The sequence below is a fragment of the Streptomyces sp. NPDC058697 genome (genome assembly GCF_042715345.1).
In the GTDB taxonomy this organism is placed as follows: domain Bacteria; phylum Actinomycetota; class Actinomycetes; order Streptomycetales; family Streptomycetaceae; genus Streptomyces; species Streptomyces liliifuscus.
The window spans coordinates 62921-86189 of record NZ_JBHXSU010000006.1 but is presented as its reverse complement, the minus strand read 5'-3'; the positions used below and the strand labels follow the sequence as shown (position 1 = coordinate 86189).

Annotated in this window: 15 protein-coding genes and 1 pseudogene; 14 read left to right on the top strand and 2 right to left on the bottom strand. The window is 68.6% G+C overall.

All coding sequences use genetic code 11. The features are described from left to right. Positions 1–566: 566 nt before the first annotated feature. A complete protein-coding gene (locus tag ACFWXQ_RS16385; protein WP_383948322.1) occupies positions 567–1508 on the bottom strand; it encodes a hypothetical protein in 942 nt (313 codons plus the stop codon). 417 nt (positions 1509–1925) lie between these two features. On the opposite strand from ACFWXQ_RS16385, the gene ACFWXQ_RS16380 reads away from it, so the two are divergent. The 13 genes from ACFWXQ_RS16380 to ACFWXQ_RS16320 all read left to right on the top strand — a co-directional run bounded on the left by ACFWXQ_RS16380 (position 1926) and on the right by ACFWXQ_RS16320 (position 20582). Then, complete coding sequence (locus ACFWXQ_RS16380; RefSeq protein ID WP_383948325.1) at positions 1926–3230, top strand: zinc ribbon domain-containing protein; 1305 nt, start codon at positions 1926–1928, stop codon at positions 3228–3230. 138 nt (positions 3231–3368) lie between these two features. Beyond that, positions 3369–6026 carry a valine--tRNA ligase gene (locus ACFWXQ_RS16375; protein WP_383948328.1) on the top strand — a complete coding sequence of 886 codons (2658 nt, stop codon included), beginning with the start codon at positions 3369–3371 and terminating at the stop codon, positions 6024–6026. A 201-nt stretch (positions 6027–6227) separates the two neighbouring features. Next, positions 6228–7742 (top strand): bifunctional folylpolyglutamate synthase/dihydrofolate synthase, encoded by a 1515-nt coding sequence (locus tag ACFWXQ_RS16370; protein ID WP_383948331.1) that lies wholly within the window; start codon positions 6228–6230, stop codon positions 7740–7742. A 3-nt stretch (positions 7743–7745) separates the two neighbouring features. Beyond that, positions 7746–8099: a DUF4233 domain-containing protein gene (locus ACFWXQ_RS16365; protein WP_383948334.1), complete on the top strand. Its 354-nt coding sequence runs from the start codon at positions 7746–7748 to the stop codon at positions 8097–8099. A gap of 224 nt (positions 8100–8323) precedes the next feature. Then, positions 8324–8737, top strand: a complete 414-nt coding sequence (ndk, locus tag ACFWXQ_RS16360; RefSeq protein WP_383948336.1) for a nucleoside-diphosphate kinase — start codon at positions 8324–8326, stop codon at positions 8735–8737. A 1116-nt stretch (positions 8738–9853) separates the two neighbouring features. After that, the gene (locus tag ACFWXQ_RS16355; protein WP_037747701.1) at positions 9854–10873 is read left to right on the top strand and encodes a rod shape-determining protein; all 1020 of its coding nucleotides are present in this window, start codon (positions 9854–9856) and stop codon (positions 10871–10873) included. 171 nt (positions 10874–11044) lie between these two features. Next, positions 11045–11989: a rod shape-determining protein MreC gene (gene mreC, locus ACFWXQ_RS16350; RefSeq protein WP_359856731.1), complete on the top strand. Its 945-nt coding sequence runs from the start codon at positions 11045–11047 to the stop codon at positions 11987–11989. 19 nt (positions 11990–12008) lie between these two features. Further along, positions 12009–12689 carry a rod shape-determining protein MreD gene (mreD, locus tag ACFWXQ_RS16345; RefSeq protein WP_383948340.1) on the top strand — a complete coding sequence of 227 codons (681 nt, stop codon included), beginning with the start codon at positions 12009–12011 and terminating at the stop codon, positions 12687–12689. Positions 12690–12771: 82 nt separating this feature from the next. Continuing rightward, positions 12772–15027 carry a penicillin-binding protein 2 gene (gene mrdA, locus ACFWXQ_RS16340; protein WP_383948342.1) on the top strand — a complete coding sequence of 752 codons (2256 nt, stop codon included), beginning with the start codon at positions 12772–12774 and terminating at the stop codon, positions 15025–15027. Next, positions 15024–16223, top strand: coding sequence for a rod shape-determining protein RodA (rodA, locus tag ACFWXQ_RS16335; RefSeq protein ID WP_383948345.1), 1200 nt, complete (start codon positions 15024–15026; stop codon positions 16221–16223). The genes mrdA and rodA overlap by 4 nt, the downstream gene beginning before the upstream one ends. Positions 16224–16273: 50 nt before the next feature. Beyond that, positions 16274–17788: a CHAD domain-containing protein gene (locus tag ACFWXQ_RS16330; protein ID WP_383948348.1), complete on the top strand. Its 1515-nt coding sequence runs from the start codon at positions 16274–16276 to the stop codon at positions 17786–17788. Between the two features lie 97 nt (positions 17789–17885). Beyond that, positions 17886–19847: a TIGR03960 family B12-binding radical SAM protein gene (locus ACFWXQ_RS16325; RefSeq protein ID WP_383948351.1), complete on the top strand. Its 1962-nt coding sequence runs from the start codon at positions 17886–17888 to the stop codon at positions 19845–19847. A gap of 327 nt (positions 19848–20174) precedes the next feature. After that, positions 20175–20582 carry a hypothetical protein gene (locus ACFWXQ_RS16320; RefSeq protein ID WP_383948360.1) on the top strand — a complete coding sequence of 136 codons (408 nt, stop codon included), beginning with the start codon at positions 20175–20177 and terminating at the stop codon, positions 20580–20582. A 53-nt stretch (positions 20583–20635) separates the two neighbouring features. On the opposite strand, the gene ACFWXQ_RS16315 is transcribed toward ACFWXQ_RS16320, so the two are convergent. Continuing rightward, positions 20636–21352: a hypothetical protein gene (locus ACFWXQ_RS16315; protein WP_383948354.1), complete on the bottom strand. Its 717-nt coding sequence runs from the start codon at positions 21350–21352 to the stop codon at positions 20636–20638. 432 nt (positions 21353–21784) lie between these two features. Between ACFWXQ_RS16315 and ACFWXQ_RS16310 the strand changes: the two are divergent. Beyond that, positions 21785–23239: pseudogene (locus ACFWXQ_RS16310) on the top strand (hypothetical protein). Positions 23240–23269 lie beyond the last annotated feature (30 nt).

Genomic DNA, 23269 nt, shown 5'->3' with positions numbered 1-23269 from the left:
CAGCCCCGGGCCCGGGGGGGGGGGGGGGCGGGGGTACATTCTGAGGGGGTTTTAACCGGTGTGTCCGTGGGGGCGCCCCCGACCAAGGTCGGGCGCGCCCCTTCGTACGTCTTCACGCGATCTCCACCTGGATCAGGCCAAGTGTGCGATGCCGACTTGTGGCATGCACACATCGAATGATCCACTTGTGTGCAGGGGTGACCACCCTGTGAGGCATTAAAAACGGAGGGCAACTAGTGAAAATGAAACGCGCTCTGGTGGCAGCCAGTTTGACCGTGGCGGCAACCGTCCTGCCGCTCGTGACAGCGGCGCCTGCGCAGGCCAACGCCAGGGACTGCCGGCAATACGTGTATGACGTTGGCTATGTCGTTGGGGAGAGAGTCATATCCGCGTGTGGGGCAACCGGACTGCTTCGTGTTCCTAAGTGCATCGCGGCACTCGAGAGTGCCGGTGTCAGAACGGAACATGCGTTTACGGCGTGCGGCAAGATCTGATCGCAGCCACGGGTGAATGACTCGAAGGGGCCCGATCGATTGAGTCGGGCCCCTTTGTTCTTGCTGTGCAGCTCAGATCTTGACGCGGACTTCCTTGCGGAGCTTGGCCGTCAGCTGGGCGGCCGCCGAGAGGTCGGCGCCCTTGCCCGCCATGGCGTTGGCCATGTCGATGTTGATGATGACGCCCAGCGTGCTGTGGTCACCCCAGACGCACACCGGCATGCTGATCGACGAAGGGCCGGCGGCCGCGTCGCCGGACGCCTCGTCGTTCTTGAGCTTGGTTTCCTGGCACTTCAGGACCGCGCCGTCCAGCCCACTGGGCGTGTAGCTCTTCGGGCTGCCGACGAGCTCGCCGTCATCGGAGTCCTTGGTGGCCTCGTCCTTCAGGTCGGCGAACATGGCGTCGACGACCTTCTCCGGGTCGTCGATCTCGCCGTACACGCCCATGAATTGGATCATGTTCTGGGACAGCGGGTTGCTCTCGTCCCCGGCCACGTAGCCCGCGTCGACGTCCTTGGCATTCTTGACGCCGTGCTTCTCGGCCTTCTTGACGTCGCTCGCGTCGAAGCCGCCGCCACCGGCCTCTTCGCTCTTCTTGTACTCCGTGAGCACCGTCGCCGGAGTCGTCAGCTTGTGGGGGCCGTCGTCCGCGACGTCCGAGGAGCCGCCGCTGCCGCTTCCGACGACGAAGTACGCGCCGACCGCGATCGCCGCCACGACCGCGACCGCGCCGATGATGAGGCCCGTCTTCTTCTTGCCGCCGCCGGGAGCGGGGGGCATCGGCGCGCCGTAGGGGGCGCCGGGGGGCTGCTGGCCGTAGCCGGGCTGCTGGGGCGGAACCCCGGGAGGGGCCTGCTGGGGATACCCGTAGCCGGGCTGCTGCGGAGGCTGCTGCTGCGGATATCCGTAGCCGGGCTGGGGGGCCTGCGGCTGCTGGCCGTAAGGACCCGGCTGACCGTACGGTCCGGGCTGCTGAGGCTGCCCGCCGTACGGGCCCGGCTGGTTGTAGCTCATTACTGGGTTCCCCTCCAGAAATTTATGTGTTCCGAACATCCTGGCGTACGGAGCGCCCATGCGGGGCATCGGGGGCCCGCCGTTACCAACTCTTCTGGGTTCACTACATGCCTGTGACAGTTGCGCCCCTCACCCGTGACTGATCTGCGGACGAGGCGTTAGGCAGGACGCGGTCGCACGTTCATGTGGGCATGGAGCTTGCGTACGAGGAAGGGGCGGGGAGTGGACGGGAAGGGAGATGGCGCTCGGCTGCGGGTTCTCACCGCGGTCGTTCCGGTCTGGCTGAATCGGGCGGCTCATGAGCGGGCGCACGAGGCTTGCCACGCTTCGGCGTTGTTGTGGAACCGGACCGTGTCCTGGGTCCGTGCGGAGTGGACGGCGGGACGATCACCAGGTCGTGAAGACATTAGGCGTTACGTGACATCACTGCCTGGCGAAGTGCGTCCACTGCACGCTCATACGGCACAGGCCGTTGCCTACGACCTGGCTGATGCCATCGCTCTGGCGCGCACGAACAAGGCGCAGGGAATCCGAGGGGTGAAGTTCCCGTGGCGCGAGAAGAGATACAGGCCCCTTGTGTTTACCGCTCGCTTCGGCTGGAAGGTCAAGGATCACGCCCGTCTGCTCCTTTCGCTGGGGAAAACGCGGGAACGGATTGTGCTGCCGGTGCCCGAGTTCACCGACAGGTTCGGTCTGTTGGTCACTCCGGATCGCTGGGGCGAGATGAAGCTGTGCTGGGACAGCGCGGCCCGTGAGTGGGCGCTTCGCATCTCCTATCGCTCCGTCGATGACAGCCTGCCAAGTGCCGTGGGACCCGCAGCCGGAGAGCAATCCGGCGGGACCCCGAGAACTGTGACCATCGCGGTGGACGAGGGCATCATCAACCCGATGACACTGGCCACCGTCACTCCCAACGGTGGTTACGCGGCTCTCGTTCTCAACGGGCGCAGTTCTCGCGCGGTCAAGCAAGCGCGCAACAAGGGCATGGCTCGGTTGCAGTCCAAGATGTCCCGATGCCGCGTCGGCTCGCGCCGCCACCGAAAGTTGGCAGAGGCGAGGAAGAAACTCACGGCGAAGACCGACCGTCGTTTGCGTGACTTCAACCATCAGGTCACCGCAAAAGCCAATCGGTTCATCCGCGATCAGGTGGCGGCCCACGAGCAGGTGGCTTCTGAAGGCATCCAGGTGGTGGCACGGCTTGTCGTAGGCGATGTCCGTGGAATCGAAAGGAACACGGAGAAGCGACGTCGTGCCTCGCGCTCGACCCGGCAGCAGCTTTCACAGTGGGAGCGAGGGGTCCAGGAGCGTCAGCTCGCGTACAAAACCGGGCTGCCGATCCAACACATCAGCGAGGCGAACTCGTCACAGACATGCCCATACTGTCTGAGCCGCCGCAAGGTGCGCGGCCGGACATACGCCTGCGCGAACAAGGACTGTGCCCTGATGCTGCACCGGGACGCACTGGGCGGGGTGAACATCCACACCCTTGCCATCAATGACGGGACCTTCGTCCCGGTTTCACCCGGCACCGAGATGCGGGTGAAGTATCTACGAGCCCAACCTGGCTGGTCGTCCGACCAGCGGGAACGCCATGGTTTCCACCAGCAGGCACAAGTGCTCGCTGGTGCGGGGCGAAGGCGTGAAGCACGTAGTAGTGCCCGGAACCGGGCCATCGGTACTGACTGTGACATCGGTGCTGATGTTGCTGCTGCTCTCCAATAGGAGAGCAGTGTGATTCATGAGGGCGGTGCCGCTACCTCACCAGGTACCGGTCGGGCATCTGCTCGCCGCCCAAAGAGCCACAGAAGGCAGAAATCCCGGCGTTTCCGCCGGGGAGGTTCACACCCCTAAACTGACCCCGTGACCGAGAACGCTCAGCAGCAGACGCCAGCCAACGCCCCCGAACTGCCGACCCAGTACGCGCCGGCCGAGGTAGAGGGGAAGCTGTACGAGCGCTGGGTGGAGCGGGGTTACTTCGCCGCCGACGCGAAGAGTGAGAAGCCGCCGTACACCATCGTCATTCCGCCGCCGAACGTCACCGGCAGCCTCCACCTGGGCCATGCCTTCCAGCACACGCTCATGGACGCGCTGACCAGGCGCAAGCGCATGCAGGGGTACGAGGCGCTGTGGCTGCCCGGCATGGACCACGCCGGTATCGCCACGCAGAACAAGGTCGAGCAGCAGCTTGCCGAGGAGGGCAAGTCGCGGCACGACCTCGGGCGCGAGGAGTTCGTCGAGCGCGTCTGGCAGTGGAAGGAGGAGTACGGCGGCAAGATCCTCGGGCAGATGCGCCGGCTCGGGGACGGTGTGGACTGGGACCGTGAGCGGTTCACCATGGACGAGGGGCTGTCCAAGGCCGTCCAGACCATCTTCAAGAAGCTGTACGACGACGAGCTGATCTACCGCGCCGAGCGCATCATCAACTGGTGTCCCCGCTGTCTGACGGCCATTTCGGACATCGAGGTCGAGTACCAGGAGGACGACGGCGAGCTCGTCTCCATCAAGTACGGCGAGGGTGACGAGACCCTCGTCGTCGCCACGACGCGTGCCGAGACGATGCTCGGTGACACCGCCGTCGCCGTTCACCCCGACGACGAGCGATACCAGCACCTCATCGGCAAGCGCATCAAACTGCCGCTGACCGACCGTTCCATCCCCGTCGTCGCGGACACCCACGTCGACCCCGAGTTCGGCACGGGTGCCGTCAAGGTCACCCCCGCCCACGACCCGAACGACTTCGCGATCGGCCGGCGCCACGGCCTGGAGTCGATCACGGTCATGGACGAGCGGGCGATCATCACCGTCCACGGCCCCTTCGAGGGACTCGACCGCTACGAGGCGCGTTCCGCCATCGTCGGCGCGCTGCGCTCGCAGGGCCGGATCGTCGCCGAGAAGCGTCCGTACGTCCACAGCGTCGGGCACTGCTCGCGCTGCCGGACCACCATCGAGCCGCGGCAGTCCCTGCAGTGGTGGGTCAAGGTCGGCCCGCTCGCGCAGGCCGCAGGTGACGCGGTCCGCGACGGCCGGGTGAAGATCCACCCCGAGGACATGTCGAAGCGGTACTTCGACTGGGTCGACAACCTCAACGACTGGAACATCTCGCGTCAGCTGTGGTGGGGCCACCGCATCCCGATCTGGTACGGCCCGGACGGCGAGACGGTCTGCGTCGGCCCCGACGAGCAGCCGCCGGGCACCGAGGCCGAGGGCTGGCGGCAGGACACCGACGTCCTCGACACCTGGTTCTCGTCCGGCCTGTGGCCGTTCTCCACGCTCGGCTGGCCCGAACAGACCCCGGATCTCAAGAAGTTCTACCCGACCGACGTCCTGCTCACCGGCCACGACATCATCTTCTTCTGGGTCGCCCGGATGATGATGTTCGGTCTGTACGCGATGGACGGCGAGGTCCCCTTCAAGACCATCGCCCTCACCGGTCTGGTCCGTGACGAGCGCGGCAAGAAGATGTCGAAGTCCTTCGGCAACGTCGTCGACCCGCTCGACTGGATGGACAAGTACGGCTCCGACGCCGTCCGCTTCACCCTGGCCCGCGGCGCCAACCCCGGTACGGACGTGCCGATCGGCGAGGACTGGGTCCAGGCGTCCCGTAACTTCGCCAACAAGATCTGGAACGCCACGCGGTTCGCGCTGATGAACGGCGCGACGGTCGAGGGCCCGCTCCCGGACGCGTCCGAGATGTCGGCGACGGACCGGTGGATCCTCTCCCGGCTCAACGCGACGGTCGCCCAAGTCGACGCGTTCTACGAGGACTTCCAGTTCGCGAAGCTCTCCGACGCGCTGTACCACTTCGCCTGGGACGAGGTCTTCGACTGGTACGTCGAGCTGTCGAAGACGACGTTCATGGCGGGCGGTGCCGCCGCCGACGTCAGCAAGCGGGTCCTCGGCGAGGTCCTGGACGTCACCCTGCGTCTGCTGCACCCGGTCGTCCCGTTCGTCACGGAGACGCTCTGGACCACGCTCACCGGTGGCGAGTCCGTCGTGATCGCGGACTGGCCCAAGGCTGTGCTGGTCCCTGGGGCCGACGCCCCGGGCGGCTTCCGTGATGCCGGTGCCGAGCGCGAGATCGAGATGCTGCAGCAGGTCATCACGGAGGTCCGCCGCTTCCGTGCCGACCAGGGGCTGCAGCCCGGCCAGCGGGTTCCGGCCCGGCTGACCCTCGACGGGACCGCCTTCGCCCCGCACGAGGCGGCCATCCGGCAGCTGCTGCGGCTCCAGCCGGAGGGCGACGCCTTCGCGGCGACGGCGACGCTGCCGGTCGCGGGGGCGCAGGTCGCGCTCGACCTCTCCGGCACGATCGACGTGGCGGCCGAGCGGAAGCGGCTTGCCAAGGACTTGGCCGCCGCCGAGAAGGAGAAGGCGCAGGCGAACGCGAAACTCGGCAACGAGGCGTTTCTTGCCAAGGCGCCGGATCAGGTCGTGGACAAGATCCGGGGGCGGCTTGCCAAGGCGGACGAGGACATCGCTCGAATCCAGGCTCAGCTGGCGGGGCTGCCGGAGGCGTAGCGCCTCCGGCGAGGGTGAGCGTGTGTACGTGGCCGAGGGCCCTGGGACCTGGTGGTTCCGGGGCCCTCGGTGTGCCCATGCCCGTGTGCCTTCGACGGTGCGTTCGGGGGTGCCGGCCGGTGGGGGCTTGTCGCGCAGTTCCCCGCGCCCCTGAAGAGGGCTGCGCCCTCCCGGGGGCGGGGGGCTCCGTAGACTGGGGGTGTGAGTGAGCTCCCGCACGACAGCAGTGAGTCAGACCCGGTCGACCCGTTCGACGAGATCGTCGAGGCGGAGACCGGGCGTGATCCCGATCTCGCCGTGATCGAGGCCGGCAGCCGTACCCTGCGCACGCAGGGCGGGCCGCCGGAGTCCGACATCCCCACGCGCCCGTCCGACCAGGAGACCGACAAGGCGCTCCGTGAGGTCGAGGCCGAGCTCGCGACGCGCTGGGGCGAGACCAAGCTGGAACCGTCGGTGAGCCGGATCGCCGCGCTCATGGACGTGCTGGGGGAGCCGCAGCGCGCGTACCCCTCCATCCACATCACGGGGACGAACGGCAAGACGTCGACCGCCCGCATGATCGAGGCCCTCCTCGGCGCCTTCGATTTGCGCACGGGACGGTACACCTCGCCGCACGTCCAGTCGATCACCGAGCGGATCAGCCTGGACGGCGCCGCGATCTCCGCCGACCGGTTCGTGGAGACGTACCGGGACATCCAGCCGTACGTCGAGATGGTCGACTCCCAGCAGGAGTTCCGCCTCTCCTTCTTCGAGGTCCTCACGGGCATGGCGTACGCGGCCTTCGCGGACGCGCCCGTCGACGTGGCCGTCGTGGAGGTGGGGATGGGCGGCAGCTGGGACGCCACGAACGTGATCGACGGGGATGTCGCCGTCGTGACCCCGATCGATCTGGACCACACCGATCGCCTCGGTACGACCCCCGGGGAGATCGCCAAGGAGAAGGCCGGGATCGTCAAGCAGGACGCGACGGTGATCCTGGCCCAGCAGCCCGTCGACGCCGCCCAGGTGATGCTCAAGAAGGCCGTCGAGGTCGATGCCACAGTCGCCCGCGAGGGGCTCGAGTTCGGCGTCGTGAGCCGCCAGGTCGCCGTCGGCGGGCAGCTGCTGACCCTCCGGGGGCTGGGCGGGGAGTACGACGAGGTGTACATCCCGCTGCACGGGGCGTACCAGGCGCACAACGCGGCGGTGGCGCTCGCCGCGGTGGAGGCGTTCTTCGGGGTCGGGTCCCAGCGGCCCGAGCCGCTCGACATCGACACGGTCCGCAAGGCCTTCGCGGCGGTCTCCTCGCCCGGGCGGCTGGAGATCGTGCGGCGGTCGCCGACGGTCGTGCTGGACGCCGCGCACAATCCGGCGGGGGCCCGGGCGACCGCCGAGGGTATCCGTGAGGTGTTCGACTTCAGCCGGCTGATCGGTGTGGTGGGGTCGAGCGGGGACAAGAACGTACGGGGGCTGCTTGAGGCCTTCGAGCCGATCTTCACCGAGGTCGTCGTCACGCAGAACTCCAGTCAGCGGGCGATGGACGTGGACTCGCTCGCCGCGATCGCCGTCGAGGTGTTCGGGGACGACCGGGTGCAGGTCGAGTCCCGGCTGGACGACGCCTTGGAGGCCGCGATCACGTTGGCCGAGGAGGAGGCGGAGTACGCGGGGGCCGGTGTGCTGGTGACCGGTTCCGTGATCACGGTGGGCGAGGCCCGGTTGCTGCTGGGGAGGGGCTGATCCGTGCGTACGCTCTGTGCTTCGACGCTGATCGGTGAGTTCTTCGTCATCGGTTTCGCGGGGCTTGTCGCGATGAAGGATCCCGATCTGTCCATGGCCACGGTCTGGACGGTGAGCGGGGTCGCGATGGTGCTGTGCCTGCTGCTCTGCGGGATGATCACGCGGCCGGGGGGTGTCCAGCTGGGCTGGGCGCTGCAGGTCGTGCTGATCGCGAGCGGGTTCGTCGTGCCGACCATGTTCTTCCTCGGCGCCATTTTCGCCGCCCTGTGGTGGGCCTCGGTCCATTTCGGCCGGAAGGTGGAGGAAGCGAAGGCGCGGTTCGCTGCGCAGGCTGAGGCTGGGGGTAACACGGCGTAGGCGTGCTATTCAGCCCCTCCGGCGTTTGAGGAGCGGGGGTTCGGGGGCGGAGCCCCTGAGCAAGGAACGGGAATGGGTAGGGGGCGGCGGTGGGGGCGAAAACAGCCGGGTCGCCCGGTATCGGACCGGCCCACCCCGTAGCAGCTGACGCTGCGTAACACGCACCCGGACACGCCCTGTAGCCTCGGTCATCCGCACATCTGTGACCCGAAGGAGCCACCACCGTGAGCCAGCGCACCCTCGTCCTTCTCAAGCCCGACGCGGTCCGTCGCGGCCTGACCGGCGAGATCATCAGCCGCATCGAGCGCAAGGCCGGCTGGGTGATCACCGCGCTGGAGCTGCGCACGCTGGACCAGGACACGCTGGAGCAGCACTACGGCGAGCACAAGGGCAAGCCCTTCTACGAGCCCCTGGTCGCCTTCATGGCCTCCGGCCCGATCGTGGCGCTGGTCGTCGAGGGCGAGCGCGTCATCGAGGGCGTACGGGCACTCGCGGGCCCGACCGACCCGATCGCCGCCGCCCCCGGCTCCATCCGTGGTGACTTCGGTGTGATCGTCCGGGAGAACCTGATCCACGCCTCCGACTCCGAGGAGTCCGCCGAACGCGAACTGAAGCTCTTCTTCCCGGGCCTCGCCTGACGGCTGCCCCGAGGGACGGCTGCCCGAGGGACGGCTGCCCCGGGGGGACCGCCGGACCGACGCACCCCGAGGCCCGCACCACCAGCGGGCCGAGGGGTGTGGCGGACCGGTCGTGGTCGCACGGGGCGGGGGAGCCTGGGCACGCCCGGCATCGCCTGGGAGGCCCTCCCAGGCCGCAGGGCCGCAGGCCCCAAGCCCCAGGCTCAGGCCTGAGGACCAGGGCCAGGACCAGGTCTCAGGACCCAGCCCGGGCCCCACGGGACTCACTGCCAGCAGCCCTGAGCCTCCTCCGCCCAGGCATGGGCGCCGGGGGAGCCGGTTCTGCCCCCGGCAGGCTCAGAGGGCTCAGGCTGCTGGGCCCTGTGAGTCCGGGCCTGGGATGTGGGGCAGTGGGCGTCCGGGGGACCGGTTCTGCGCCCGCCAGGCCCAGCGCCCCCAGACCCCGGGCCCGGAATCCTGGGCAGTGGGCGCCGGAATGGCCGGCTCCACGCCTGACAGGCCCAGCGAGCCCGAGCCCGAGCTCAGGCCCAGGCCCGTGGGCTCCAATCTCAGCCCTGGGCCCGCTCCGCCAGGCGTGGGTGCCCGGGAGACCGGGTCTGCACCTGGCAGGCCCGGCAGGTCCAGGCCGGTGGCTCCAGTCGCCTGGCTCCAGCGAGCCTGAGCCAAGGGACTGGCCCCAGCAAGCCCAGCCCCGGCGAGCCAAGGTCCACCAAGCCCAGTCCCACCAAGCCCAGCCCCGCCATCACGCCCCCAGCCGCCCCGCTCAGTAACCCACTGTTCAACCCCCACCCACCCATTTGCCCCGCCGAGAACCCGCCCCGCCAGGAATCTTCTGATGTCATGTCAGGCACCTGGGCTTCTGACCTGGAGGCGGCGCACAATGGCAGCTGCCGGCTGGCATATGCGTGGCGATCGAGGGAACGCGTTCCCCCGATGGACCGTCTCCAGAAGCGGGGCGGCACGTCATCTGGTCACAATGGCGAAGACCCTCGCGCGGTGTTCGTGCAGGCGAGACTACGATGGAAGCCTTCACGTCACAGCGCTCACCCTCGCCGACCTAAAAAGCCATCAAAAGCTCCACTTGGGAAGGCCAGACGAATCCTGATGGGGAACTCAATGTCGTTCATCGGCCGTGACATGGCTGTCGACCTCGGGACCGCCAACACGCTGGTGTACGTCAGGGGTCGCGGGATCGTACTCAACGAGCCGTCCGTCGTCGCGATCAACACCAACACCGGTGGCATCCTCGCGGTCGGCGCGGAAGCGAAGAAGATGATCGGGCGGACGCCGGGCAACATCGTTGCCGTGCGCCCGCTGAAGGACGGTGTCATCGCCGACTTCGAGATCACCGAGCGCATGCTCCGCTACTTCATCCTGAAGATCCACAAGCGGCGCTATCTCGCCCGTCCTCGCGTCGTCGTCTGTGTGCCCTCGGGCATCACGGGCGTCGAGCGCCGTGCCGTCATCGAGGCGTCGTCCCAGGCCGGCGCCCGCCAGGTGCACATCATCGAGGAGCCCATGGCCGCGGCCATCGGCTCCGGCCTGCCGGTCCACGAGGCCACGGGCAACATGGTGGTGGACATCGGCGGCGGCACCACGGAGGTCGCGGTCATCTCGCTCGGCGGAATCGTCACGGCACAGTCCATCCGTGTCGCCGGCGACGAGCTGGACAACGCGATCATCCAGCACATCAAGAAGGAGTACTCGCTCCTTCTCGGTGAGCGGACGGCCGAGCAGATCAAGATCACGATCGGTTCCGCGTACGACCTCGACAATGACGAACACACCGAAATCCGCGGCCGGGACCTGGTCTCCGGCCTCCCGAAGACCGTGGTCATCTCGGCCGCCGAGGTCCGCAAGGCGATCGAGGAGCCCGTCAACGCCATCGTCGACGCGGTCAAGACCACCCTCGACAAGTGCCCGCCGGAGCTGTCCGGCGACGTCATGGACCGCGGGATCGTGCTCACCGGTGGTGGCGCCCTGCTGCGCGGTCTCGACGAGCGGCTGCGTCGCGAGACCGGCATGCCGATCCACATCGCGGAGGATCCGCTCGACAGCGTGGCGCTCGGCTCCGGCAAGTGCGTCGAGGAGTTCGAGGCGCTCCAGCAGGTTCTGGACGCCCAGCCGCGCAGATGAAGTAACTCTTCGATTCCGCCGTACGGGATGATCTCCTCTCGTACGGCGGATCGTTGATATTCAGGCATAAGCTCCCCCATAACGCCGCCCGCGGATCCGCGCTCCGGGTACTCCGGGGATCTTCCGGGTGAGCCATACACGTATTCGACGAGGAAGGCACGGCCGCCGCACGTGAGGGACACACGAGAGAGCCGGCTGCTCCTGGTGCTGCTGATCGCCATCGCGTTCGCTTTGATCACGGTGGACATCCGCGGTGGCAAGGACTCGCCGGTCGACGGTGCCCGGCAGGCCGCCGCCACGGTCTTCGGCCCGATCGAGAACGGGGTGTCCTCCGCGGTCGACCCCGTCGGCAACGCGATCGAGGCCGTGAAGGGCTCCGGTGGCCGCCACGACCGCATCGCCCAACTGGAGCGCGACAACGCCGCGTTGAAGGCGAAGCTGGGCAGCGACGACCGTAACCGCAGCCGCCTCAAACAGCTCGACAAGGTCCTCAAGACGGCCGGCGCCGGGCAGTACGGCATCAAGGGCGCCGAGGTCATCGCCATAGGAGCGGCCCAGGGCTTCTCCTGGACCGTGACCATCGACGTCGGCGCGAACGACGGCATCAAGCGCGACATGACCGTGCTGAATGGAGACGGGCTGGTCGGCCGCGTCACCACCGTGGGCCCCAACACCGCCACCGTGCTGCTCGCCAACGACCCCGACTTCACGGTCGGCACGCGTATGGAGGCCACCGACGAGCTGGGCTTCGCCTCCGGCCAGGGGGACCGCCCGCTGCGCGTGGAACTGCTCAACGGCAAGGCCAAGATCAAGGAGGGCGACCGGCTGGTCACGTTCGGTTCCCAGGCCGACAGGCCGTTCGTGCCCGGTGTCCCCGTCGGCATCGTGTCCCGCGTGGACCCCTCCGGCGGCGACCTGACCCGCACGCTCTACGTCACGCCGTACGTGTCCTTCACCAAGCTCGACATCGTCGGCGTCGTCGTCCAGGCCCCGCGCAAGGACCCGCGTGACGACGTGCTGCCGCCCAAACCGGAGCCAACGCCCACGCCGACCGTGACCGTGACGGTCACGCCCTCGGCGAACGCGCCCGCCGACGGTCTGCAGCAAGAGCAGTAGGAAGTAGGAGCTGAATCCCATGCGCTTCAACCGAATGCTGCTCTCCACCACCCTCGTGGTCGTCGCCCTGGTGATCCAGGTGAGCGTCCTGGCCCGGCTCCACCTGCCGGGCGCCGTGCCCGACCTGCTGCTGCTCACCGTCCTCGGCCTCGCCCTGGTCTACGGCCACGTCGGCGGCGCCCTCATCGGCTTCGGCGCGGGCCTGCTCGCCGACCTGGCCCCGCCCGCCGACCACGCCGCCGGGCGCTACGCCCTCGTGCTGTGCGTCATCGGCTACCTCGCCGGACTCGCCAAACCCGAGAACGGCCAGCTCAAGTCCGCGACCGGCCCGATGGCCGTGGTCGTCGCCGCCGCGGTCGGATCCACGCTCCTGTACGCGGGAGTGGGCGCCCTCGTCGGCGACACCGCGGCCCGCCATGTCGGCCTGAGCAGCCTGCTGTTCACCGCCGCCCTGTACGACCTGCTGCTCGCCCCGTTCGTCGTACCCGGGATCATGGCCCTGGCCCGGCGCGCCGAGAACGACCCGCTCGCCGAAGCCGGGGGCGGCGGCGGTTCCGCCAAGAAACCCGACGTCACCGCGGGCTGGCTGTCCTCCGGCACGGGTCTGAGCATCGGCAGCCAGCGCGGCGGCCTGAGAGTCAAGGCGGCCAGGGCGCGCGTCGCCCGGGCGGGACGCATCAAGGGGGTCAAGCGGCTGTGAGAGCGGCGCTCACGACAACAACTGCACACCGTGTGGGCTCTCACGAGGTCGGCACACCGCAAGAGCTGAGGGAGGGGGAGCAGTGACCAACATCCCGGAGACCGGCCGGACCCCAAGGGTCCAGATCCGGCTCGTCGTCATCCAGATCCTCGTGCTCTCGCTCCTGGGCACCCTCGGCGGGCGCCTCTGGTACCTCCAGATCCGCAACGGCGACGAGTACGCCAAGGAAGCCTCCGGCAACCACGTCCAGCAGGTCGTCAGCCCCGCCGTGCGCGGCTCGATCCTGGACGCCCGCGGGGTGCCGATCGCCGACAACGAGACCCGGCTCGTGGTCTCCGCGTCCCGCACCGACCTGCTGAAGATGAAGGACGACGGCGACGCCGTCCTCACCAAGCTCGCGCGCGTCCTCGGCATGAAGGCCAAGGACGTCATGGACAAGGTCCGGCTGTGCGACTCGAAGACGCCGCAGCCGTGCTGGAACGGCTCGCCCTACCAGCCGATCCCCATCACCGACGAGGCCACGGCCAAGCAGGCCCTGCAGATCCGCGAGCGTGCCGAGGACTTCCCCGGCATCACCGCCGAGCCGCAGGCCGTCCGCCGCTACGCCGCCCCCGGCGAGGCCAACACCGCGCAGGTCCTCGGCTATCTCTCCCCCGTCACCGACGAGGAGATCACCAAGGCCAAGGACACCGACTCCCCGTATCTGCGCTCCGACCAGGTCGGCCGCTCGGGCCTTGAGCGCGAGTACGACAAGGAACTGCGCGGCAAGGCAGGCGTCACCCGCTACGAGGTCGACAACCTCGGCCGCGTCATCGGCCAGGCCAAGAGCGACGAGGCCCAGCCCGGCGCCAACGTCGTCACCAGCATCGACTCCCGCGTCCAGCGCGTCGCCGAGTACGAGCTGAACGAGGCGATGAAGGACGCCCGCGACGAGTTCGACGACAACACCGGCGAGAACTACAAGGCCGACTCCGGAGCGGTCGTCGTCATGGAGGCCAAGACCGGCCGTGTCGTCGCGATGGCGTCCAACCCGTCGTACGACCCGAACGCCTGGGTCGGCGGCATCTCCGGCAAGGACTACGCCAAGCTCACCGGCAAGGGCTCCAACTACCCGCTCCTGAACCGCGCGATCCAGGGCCAGTCCGCCCCCGGCTCCGTCTTCAAGGTCATCCCGACGGCCGCCGCGGTCAACGCGGGCTACTCCTTCGACGGCCCCTACGAGTGCTCCAGCTCGTACTCCATCGGCGGCCAGGTCTTCAAGAACTTCGAGTCGAAGGGGTACGGCCCGATCAGCCTCGGCCGCGCCCTTGAGGTCTCCTGCGACACCGTCTTCTACCGGCTCTCCCACGAGGAGTGGAAGCGGGACGGCGGCATCAAGCCGAAGAAGAACGCCAAGGACTGGTTCTACAAGACGGCCCACCAGTTCGGCCTCGGCAAGGTGACCGGCATCGACCTGCCGAACGAGGTCGCCGGCCGCGTCCCCGACCGCCAGTGGAAGCTGGACTACTGGAAGGCCAACAAGGACGCCTGGTGCAAGTACGGCAAGAAGGGCGGCTCGTACGCCCAGCAGATCGCGTACGAGAACTGCCTCGAAGGCAACCGGATGCGTGCCGGTGACTCCGTCAACTACTCCATCGGCCAGGGCGACACGCTCGTCACCCCGATCCAGATGGCGACGATCTACGGGGCGATCTCCAACGGCGGCACCCTCTACGACCCGACCGTCGGCAAGGCGATCATCAGCCCCGACGGCAAGACCGTCCAGGAGATCAAGCCGAAGTCGCACGGCAAGCTGCCGATGACGCAGAAGACGCGCGACGCCATAGACGATGCCCTCGCGGGAGTCGCGACCCGCGGTTCGGCCGCCTGGCGGTTCGGCGGCTGGCCGCAGGACAAGATCCCGCTGCACGCCAAGACGGGTACGGCCGAGGTCTACGGCAAGCAGACGACCTCGTGGTTCACCACGTACACCAAGGACTACACGGTCGTCATGACCATCTCCCAGGGTGGTACGGGCTCCGGTGCCTCGGCCCCCGCAGTGCGCAAGATCTACAACGCGCTGTACGGCATCTCCGAGGATGGCACGATCGACAACAAGAAGGCCCTGCTCCCCACCCCGCAGAAGAGCCTGCCGAAGATCGAGAAGGACGGTTCGATCGACTCCCCGAAGGCCGGGAAGTACCCGGCCGACGAGGAGCAGGCCTCCGAGGAGGGCGGGCTGCAGCCGGTGTCGGGCGACGACCCGGCCGCCACCGTGCCGAACCCGAACACCGGCGACAACCGCGACGCCCGAAGGCGCTCGGCCCGCCCGAGGAAGCGGCGGAGGACGCTCACATGACCGGCTCGAACGGGTTCTCCGTCTCCGGCTACGGGCCCGAACGCTCCAGCCTGTCGCGGCTGTTCGCCCGCGACTCGCTGGCCCGCAGGCTCGACTGGCCGATACTGTTCTCGGCCATCGCGCTCTCCCTGATCGGCGCGGCCCTCGTCTACTCGGCGACCCGCAACCGCACCGAGCTCAACCAGGGCGACCCGTACTACTTCCTGTTCCGGCATCTGCTCAACACGGGCATCGGCTTCGCCCTGATGATCGGCACGGTCTGGCTCGGCCACCGCACCCTGCGCACGGCCGTACCGATCCTGTACGGGATCTCCGTCCTCCTGATCCTCCTTGTGCTGACCCCGCTCGGCGCGACCATCAACGGCGCGCACGCGTGGATCGTCATCGGCGGCGGCTTCTCGCTCCAGCCCTCCGAGTTCGTGAAGATCACGATCATCCTGGGCATGGCGATGCTGCTCGCGGCCCGGGTCGACGCCGGAGACAAGCCCTACCCCGACCACCGCACGGTCCTGCAGTCCCTGGGCCTGGCCGCCGTACCGATACTGGTCGTCCTGCTCATGCCCGACCTCGGCTCGGTCATGGTCATGGTGATCGTCGTACTCGGCGTGCTGCTCGCCTCCGGCGCCTCCAACCGCTGGGTCTTCGGGCTGCTCGGCACCGGCGCCCTCGGCGCGATCGCGGTCTGGCAGCTCAAGATCCTCGACGAGTACCAGATCAACCGCTTCGCGGCCTTCGCCAACCCCGAGCTCGACCCGGCGGGCGTCGGCTACAACACCAACCAGGCGCGTATCGCGATCGGCTCCGGCGGTCTCTTCGGCACTGGCCTCGGCAAGGGTTCGCAGACCACCGGCCAGTTCGTGCCCGAGCAGCAGACGGACTTCGTCTTCACGGTCGCGGGCGAGGAGCTCGGCTTCGTCGGCGCCGGACTGATCCTGGTCCTGCTGGGCATCGTGCTGTGGCGGGCCTGCCGCATCGCCCGCGAGACGACCGAGCTGTACGGCACGATCGTCGCCGCCGGGATCATCGCCTGGTTCGCGTTCCAGTCGTTCGAGAACGTCGGCATGACCCTCGGCATCATGCCGGTGGCGGGTCTGCCACTGCCTTTCGTGTCCTACGGAGGCTCGTCGATGTTCGCCGTCTGGGTGGCCGTGGGACTCCTGCAATCGATCCGCGTCCAACGGCCGATGTCGGCCTAGTGAACATGTGAGGGCTGCCCATGAGCCGGATTCGCGACTAGATTCGGTTCATGGCGGACACAAAGCGGGAGATCGAGCGTAAATACGAAGCCGATGAGAGCGCCGGACTGGCGGATCTGCCGGACCTGACAAAGGTCTCCGGCGTCTCGGCCGTCATCGACAAGGGCGTCGCCGAACTCGACGCGACCTACTACGACACGCCCGATCAACGGCTCGCCGCCGCGTCGCTCACCCTGCGCCGCCGCACCGGGGGCGACGACGCGGGCTGGCACCTGAAACTGCCGGTCTCCGAGGGCGTACGGGACGAGATCCACGCCCCGCTCTCCGACACCGTGCCCCGGACACTCGGCGGGCTCGTCCGCTCCCGGGTGCGCGACGCCGAACTCGTCCCCGTCGTCCGGCTGCGGTCGGCCCGTGACATCCGCCACCTCGTCGACGACTCCGGGGGCCTGCTCGCCGAGATCAGCGTCGACCGCGTACACGCCGAGCGGCTCAGCGGCGGCGACGGGACCGCCGAATGGACCGAGATCGAGGTCGAGCTGGCCGACGACGGCGACCCCGCCTTCCTCGACAAGGTCGAGAAGAAACTCCGCAAGGCCGGCGTCTCCCGCTCCAAGTCCGCGTCCAAGCTGGCCAGAGCCCTCGGGGAGACGGGCCAGGCACCCCGTAAGCAGGCCGTCGTGGAAGCGGCTCCCGTCACCTCGGGCGACCACGTCCTCGCGTACGTACGGGCCCAGCGCGACGCGATCATCGAGCTCGACCCCGCCGTCCGGCGCGACGTGTACGACTCCGTGCACAGCATGCGCGTGGCCACCCGCCGGATGCGCAGCGCCTTCCGCTCGTACGGGAAGATCCTGGACCGGGCCGTCACCGACCCGATCGGCGACGAGCTGAAGTGGCTGGCCGGGGAGCTGGGCGTCGACCGCGACCAGGAGGTCCTGACCGAGCGGCTGACGGCGGCCCTCGACGCCCTCCCGCGCGCCCAGCTCACCGGGCCCGTCCGCACCCGGATCCGCACCTGGTCGCACGCCCGCCGCTCCGGCTCCCGGCGCCGTCTCATCGCGGTCCTCGACGGCAGGCGGTACCTGGACCTGCTCACCGCCCTCGACACGCTCCTCGCCACCCCGCCGCTGCTCAAGGCCGCCTCGGGAGAACCGGAGAAGGTGATCTCCAAGGCCGTGCGCAAGGACTTCGACAAGCTGTCCGGACTGATCGCGGAAGCCATCGACGCTCCGCCGGGCCCGGACCGCGACCTCGCGATCCACGAGGCCCGCAAGAAGGCCAAGCGCACCCGGTACTCGGCGGAGGCGGCCACCCCCGCACTCGGCAAACCCGCGAAGAGCCTGACGAGCGACATGAAGTCCCTGCAGAACCTGCTCGGCGAGCACCAGGACAGCGTCATGGCACGTGAGGCCCTGCGCGACGTCGCGACCCAGGCGCACGCGGCGGGGGAGAACGCCTTCACGTACGGGGTGCTGTACGGGCGTGAGGAGCGGGCGGCGGAGGGTGTCGAGGCCGAGCTGCCGGGCGCGTGGGAGACGATCCGGAGCGGGACGGTGTTCTGAGGATCTCCGCTTCGGACGGCGGACGGGGGGTGGCTCCCGGCACGTTAGGCTGGATGGTCACCCCTGTCGGATCTCACCCCCACCAAAGGTTTGCGAGATGTCTGCCGAAGTCGCTGCATCGGTGTTCCCGCAGCTCGAAGCTCTGCTCCCGCATGTGCAGAAGCCGATCCAGTACGTCGGCGGAGAGCTCAACTCCACGGTCAAGCCCTGGGAGACCACTGACGTCCGCTGGGCGCTCATGTACCCGGACGCGTACGAGGTCGGACTTCCGAACCAGGGTGTCATGATCCTTTACGAGGTCCTGAACGAGCGTGAGGGCGTCCTCGCCGAGCGCACGTACAGCGTGTGGCCGGACCTGGAGGAGCTGATGCGCGAGCACCGGGTCCCGCAGTTCACGGTGGACAGCCACCGCCCGGTGAAGGCCTTCGACGTGTTCGGCCTGTCCTTCTCCACGGAGCTGGGCTACACGAACATGCTGACCGCCCTGGACCTGGCGGGCATCCCGCTGGAGTCCAAGGACCGGACGCTCGACGACCCGATCGTGCTGGCCGGCGGCCACGCGGCCTTCAACCCCGAGCCGGTCGCCGACTTCGTCGACGCGGTGATCATCGGCGACGGCGAGCAGGCCGTGCTCGACATGACCGACATCATCCGCGCGTGGAAGGCGGAGGGGCAGCCGGGCGGTCGCGAGGAGGTCCTGTTCCGCCTCGCGAAGACGGGATCGGTGTACATCCCGGCGTTCTACGACGTCGAGTACCTCGCCGACGGCCGTATCGCCCGTGTGGTCCCCAACAAGTCGGGTGTCCCGTGGCGGGTGTCGAAGCACACGGTCATGGACCTGGACGAGTGGCCGTATCCGAAGCAGCCCCTCGTCCCCCTGGCCGAGACGGTCCACGAGCGCATGTCGGTGGAGATCTTCCGCGGCTGCACGCGCGGCTGCCGCTTCTGCCAGGCGGGCATGATCACCCGCCCGGTGCGCGAGCGCTCCATCACGGGCATCGGCGACATGGTGGAGAAGGGCCTGAAGGCGACGGGCTTCGAGGAAGTAGGCCTCCTCTCCCTCTCCTCGGCCGACCACTCGGAGATCGGCGACATCGCGAAGGGCCTGGCGGACCGGTACGAGGAGGACAAGGTCGGCCTGTCCCTCCCGTCGACCCGCGTGGACGCGTTCAACGTGGACCTGGCGAACGAGCTGACGAGGAACGGCCGGCGCTCGGGCCTCACCTTCGCCCCCGAGGGCGGCTCGGAGCGCATGCGCAAGGTCATCAACAAGATGGTCTCGGAAGAGGACCTGATCCGTACGGTCTCCACGGCGTACGGCAACGGCTGGCGCCAGGTGAAGCTCTACTTCATGTGCGGCCTGCCGACGGAGACGGACGAGGACGTCCTCCAGATCGCGGACATGGCGATGAACGTGATCGCCGAGGGCCGCAAGGTCTCCGGGCAGAACGACATCCGCTGCACGGTGTCGATCGGCGGCTTCGTCCCCAAGCCCCACACCCCCTTCCAGTGGGCCCCGCAGCTGTCGGCGGAGGAGACGGACGTACGTCTCGGAAAGCTCCGCGACAAGATCCGCGGCGACAAGAAGTACGGCCGCTCGATCGGCTTCCGCTACCACGACGGCAAGCCGGGCATCGTGGAAGGCCTGCTGTCGAGGGGCGACAGGCGGGTGGGTTCGGTGATCCGCGCGGTTTACGAGGACGGCGGCCGCTTCGACGGCTGGCGCGAGCACTTCTCGTACGACCGCTGGATGCGGTGCGCCGAGAAGACGCTCCCCGCCTTCGGCGTCGACGTCGCCTGGTACACCACGCGCGAGCGCACCTACGAAGAGGTCCTCCCCTGGGACCACCTGGACTCCGGCCTCGACAAGGACTGGCTCTGGGAGGACTGGCAGGACTCCCTCGACGAAACAGAGGTCGAGGACTGCCGGTGGACGCCCTGCTTCGACTGCGGGGTGTGCCCGCAGATGGACACTTCCATCCAGATCGGCCCCACCGGCAAGAAGCTGCTCCCACTGACGGTCAAGAAGGACCCGGCGACGAGTGGGCACGCTCACTGAGGTGGGTGAGGTGTTGGGGCGCGTTGTAGAGGCTCTGGGGCGGGGACGGTAGCGAGGTAGAGGCTGCCGTCCTCCGGTGGTGCGGCCTGCGTCGCCTGGGTGGCCGCTCTCGGTTCGCGGGGTGCCCTCCGGCTTCCTAGCGTGGCGGTATCCGCTACGGAGGAGGCAGACATGCCGGGGAGTGAGCCGCCTGTCGACGGTCCTCGGTGGGGAAGTCCGGGGAAGGGGCCTCCCTCATCTGGGCAGTGGACGTCTCCCGCTGGGCCGCCTCAGAGGAAGCCGCGGGGGCGTGCCTGTCTCTGGGGGTGCGGTGGCGCCTTGGCCGCCGTGATCGTCATCGTCGTGGTGGTGGTGATCGCGCTGGGGGATGGCGATGAGAGCACCACACCTGCGCCCAGTAGGACTACCACCGACACGACGCCGCGCGAGGAGACGCAGGAACCCCGGGGCGAACGAGCTGACCTCACGAGCTTTCAGCTGGACGATCGCTCAGAAGCCGGTGTCACCAATATCTGGGTTGTCTGGACGATCAAGAACGGCAGCAGCGAGAAGTCCGACTACTCATGGGACTGGGAAGCGGTTGACGCCGGCGGCACCCGGCTTGCGAACGGTTCTCAACTGGAGATCAACGTGCAACCCGGCCAGACCACCCGGGGCGAGTACCCCACGACGCTCAAGGGTGCGAAGGGCGTCAAGCTCAACATCACCAGCTTCAACCGCACTGCCAGTTATTGAAGGGTCCGGCAGTGAGGAATGGGCTTCTGCGGGTTCTGGTCCTGCAGGGTGCTCTACGAGGTTGTGCGGGTCGCGGCGCCGAGTGCCTTCGACTGGGCGTTCACGAGGTCCGTGGGGAGCTTCGGGACGGTTTGTGTGCCGTCGGGAACGGCGGTGAAGACCGCGATCGCCGAGCCGGAGCGGATGGCGATGAGGGTCTCCGGGACCTTGAGGGGGTCGCCCTCGCCAGGGCCCTCCATGAGTTGGGTGAGCCGGAAGGACAGTCCGTCGTCACCCTGGGACGGATCGTCGGTGGTTCTCACGTCCGTGTAGGCCGCCTTCATCGGTCCTGCCGTGAACGCTGTGCAGGTTCGCAGGGCCGTGCGGAGGTCTTCGATGACCCGAACGGCCTGCCCTTCGCGATACGACACCAGGTAGAGCGTGGCCGCACCCTCCCTGCTCTTGGCGATACGCATCACGCTGCCGACAGGTGTGTAACCGCTGCCCCCCTCAAGAACGGCGCCGACCGGTGCGCACTTCGCGGGCTGTGTTCCGTTGGTGGAGAAGGGTTTGACGACACCGTCGCCGACACCTTCCGTACCCACGCCGATTCTGTCGATCGAGAGTCCTGGGAGGTCGTGCTGGTTCACGACGGCCCGTTCCAACTGGTCCTGGGTCAGCACTCGTGTCGTGGGCTTCTTCCCCTGAGTCGTGCTGTCCGGTGCTTGGGCCCCAGAGGGGTTCTTGTCGACCTTGGTGCCGCAACCGGTGGACCCGAGTAACAGCGCCAAGGACACTCCGCCCACCGCACATCTTCGAACCATTGCGTTCTTCACAGCCCACCCCTGGATCACATCGCGAGGAAAGCAGAGTACGGCCAGGACTTCGGTGATCCGGATCGGCCCCATTGGCAGGGCCTCGGAGTGGTGGGGGAGGGCCCGTAGGGCATGAGTCGTCGCTCCAATGGGTTGGTCGGGATCTGGGCCGAGGTGCAGCGGCAGCAGCAGCGTCAGGTGGAGGAGCGGGCGCGGCAGGAACTCACCCGGGAGTACGGGATCGACGTGGACCAGCCCCTCGCCGGTCGGCGCCCTCACCGGACCGGTCCACAGGCTTCGGGCCGGTCTTCGGGCCAGTCTTCGGGCCGGTGGGGAGAGTTCGAGGACGAGCGGGGCGGAAAGCTGCGGTTCTGCATCCTTACGGGTCATTGGTGCGTCCTCGTTGATATGGACCTGGAGAAGGCGCCGTCGCCCGCGCCGCGTGAGTCGCCTGTGCCGAGTGGGACGCCCGCGCAGCCCGCGTTGCCCGTGGCGCCCGAGGCATCCGGTGCGCACGGGGTGCACGGGGTGCACGGTGTGCCCGCGCGGCGGGAGGACGCTGCTCCCGAGGGCTGCCTCGCCGTCGCGATCCGTATTCCGGTGCGGATCGTCGTGCTGGTGCTGGTCGTGCCGGTTCGGATGGTGTGGGACGCGTTGGTCGTCGGCGGGCGTTTCCTCAAGGACACGCTGTTCCGGCCCCTGGGGCGGGCGTTCATGTGGGTGTTCGCGCCCGTGGGCCGCGCCGTCGTCTGGCTGGTGGAGGGGATCGCGACCGTCGTCGCGTGGCTGCTGACCGGCCTCGGGTACGCCCTGGCGTGGCTGGGCAAGCTGGTGTTCGTCTGGCCGTGGGTGGGGCTCTGGCGGTACGTGGCCCTGCCGCTGGGCCGCGCCCTGGCCTGGCTCGGGAACGTGCTGCTCGTCGTCCCCGCCGTCTGGCTCTACGCGCGCGTGCTGACGCCCGTCGGACACGGAGTGGTGTGGGCGCTGCGGGGGATCGGGGCCGGGTGCGCCTGGCTGTGGCGGGTGTCGGTCGTCGCTCCCGCCGGCTGGCTGTACCGGGCGCTGCTCGCGCCGACCGGGCGGGGTTTCGCCTGGGCCGCGCTGGGGCTGTGGGCCGCCATCACATGGGTCGGCCGCGGTGTGTGGGCGGGCGTGACATGGGCTTCCCTGGGCCTCTGGGCCGGTGTCGTATGGGTCGCGAGTGGCCTGTGGGCCGGTGTCACATGGATCGGCGCAGGGCTGTGGGCCGGCATGACATGGATCGGGCGTGGGATCTGGGCGGGGGTGACCTGGATCGCCATGGTCGTCGGGACGCTCCTGCGGTGGATCTTCGTCGTGCCCGCGGTCGCCCTGTGGCGCTGGGTGCTCGCACCCGTCGGGCGGGCCATCGCCGTCGTCGCCCGGGAGATCGGCGAAGCCCTGGGACACGCGTGGCGCGTCGCGGGATATATCTCCCTCGCCGTCGGACGCTTCCTCGGGCGACTCTTCCGGTGGATCTTCGTGGAGCCGGTGCGATGGGCGTACAAGAGCGTGCTCACCCCCGTCGGGCACCTCGTACGGGACGCCGTCTGGCGGCCTGCGGCGGAGGCCGCCCGGAGCGTGGGCCGTACCACCCGGCAGGCCCTGGCGAGCGCCCGTGAGACGGCACGCCAGACCCGGGCCGACATCCGGCGCATGCTGTTCGGAGCACCGCGCGAACCCGAGCCGGCCGCCCTGTCCAAGCCCCGGAGCGAGCCCGAGCCCGTGCGCCTGGCCAAGCCCGGCAGCGGCCTGTAGTCCGGGCCGGACCGCTCCCGAGGGGAACCTGTGGGCGCCGAGGCACGTACTCTAGGTAGCAGTACGACCGCTCTCACGAAGGACTGAACGACACTGGGCAAGCGACAGCCCGAAGGC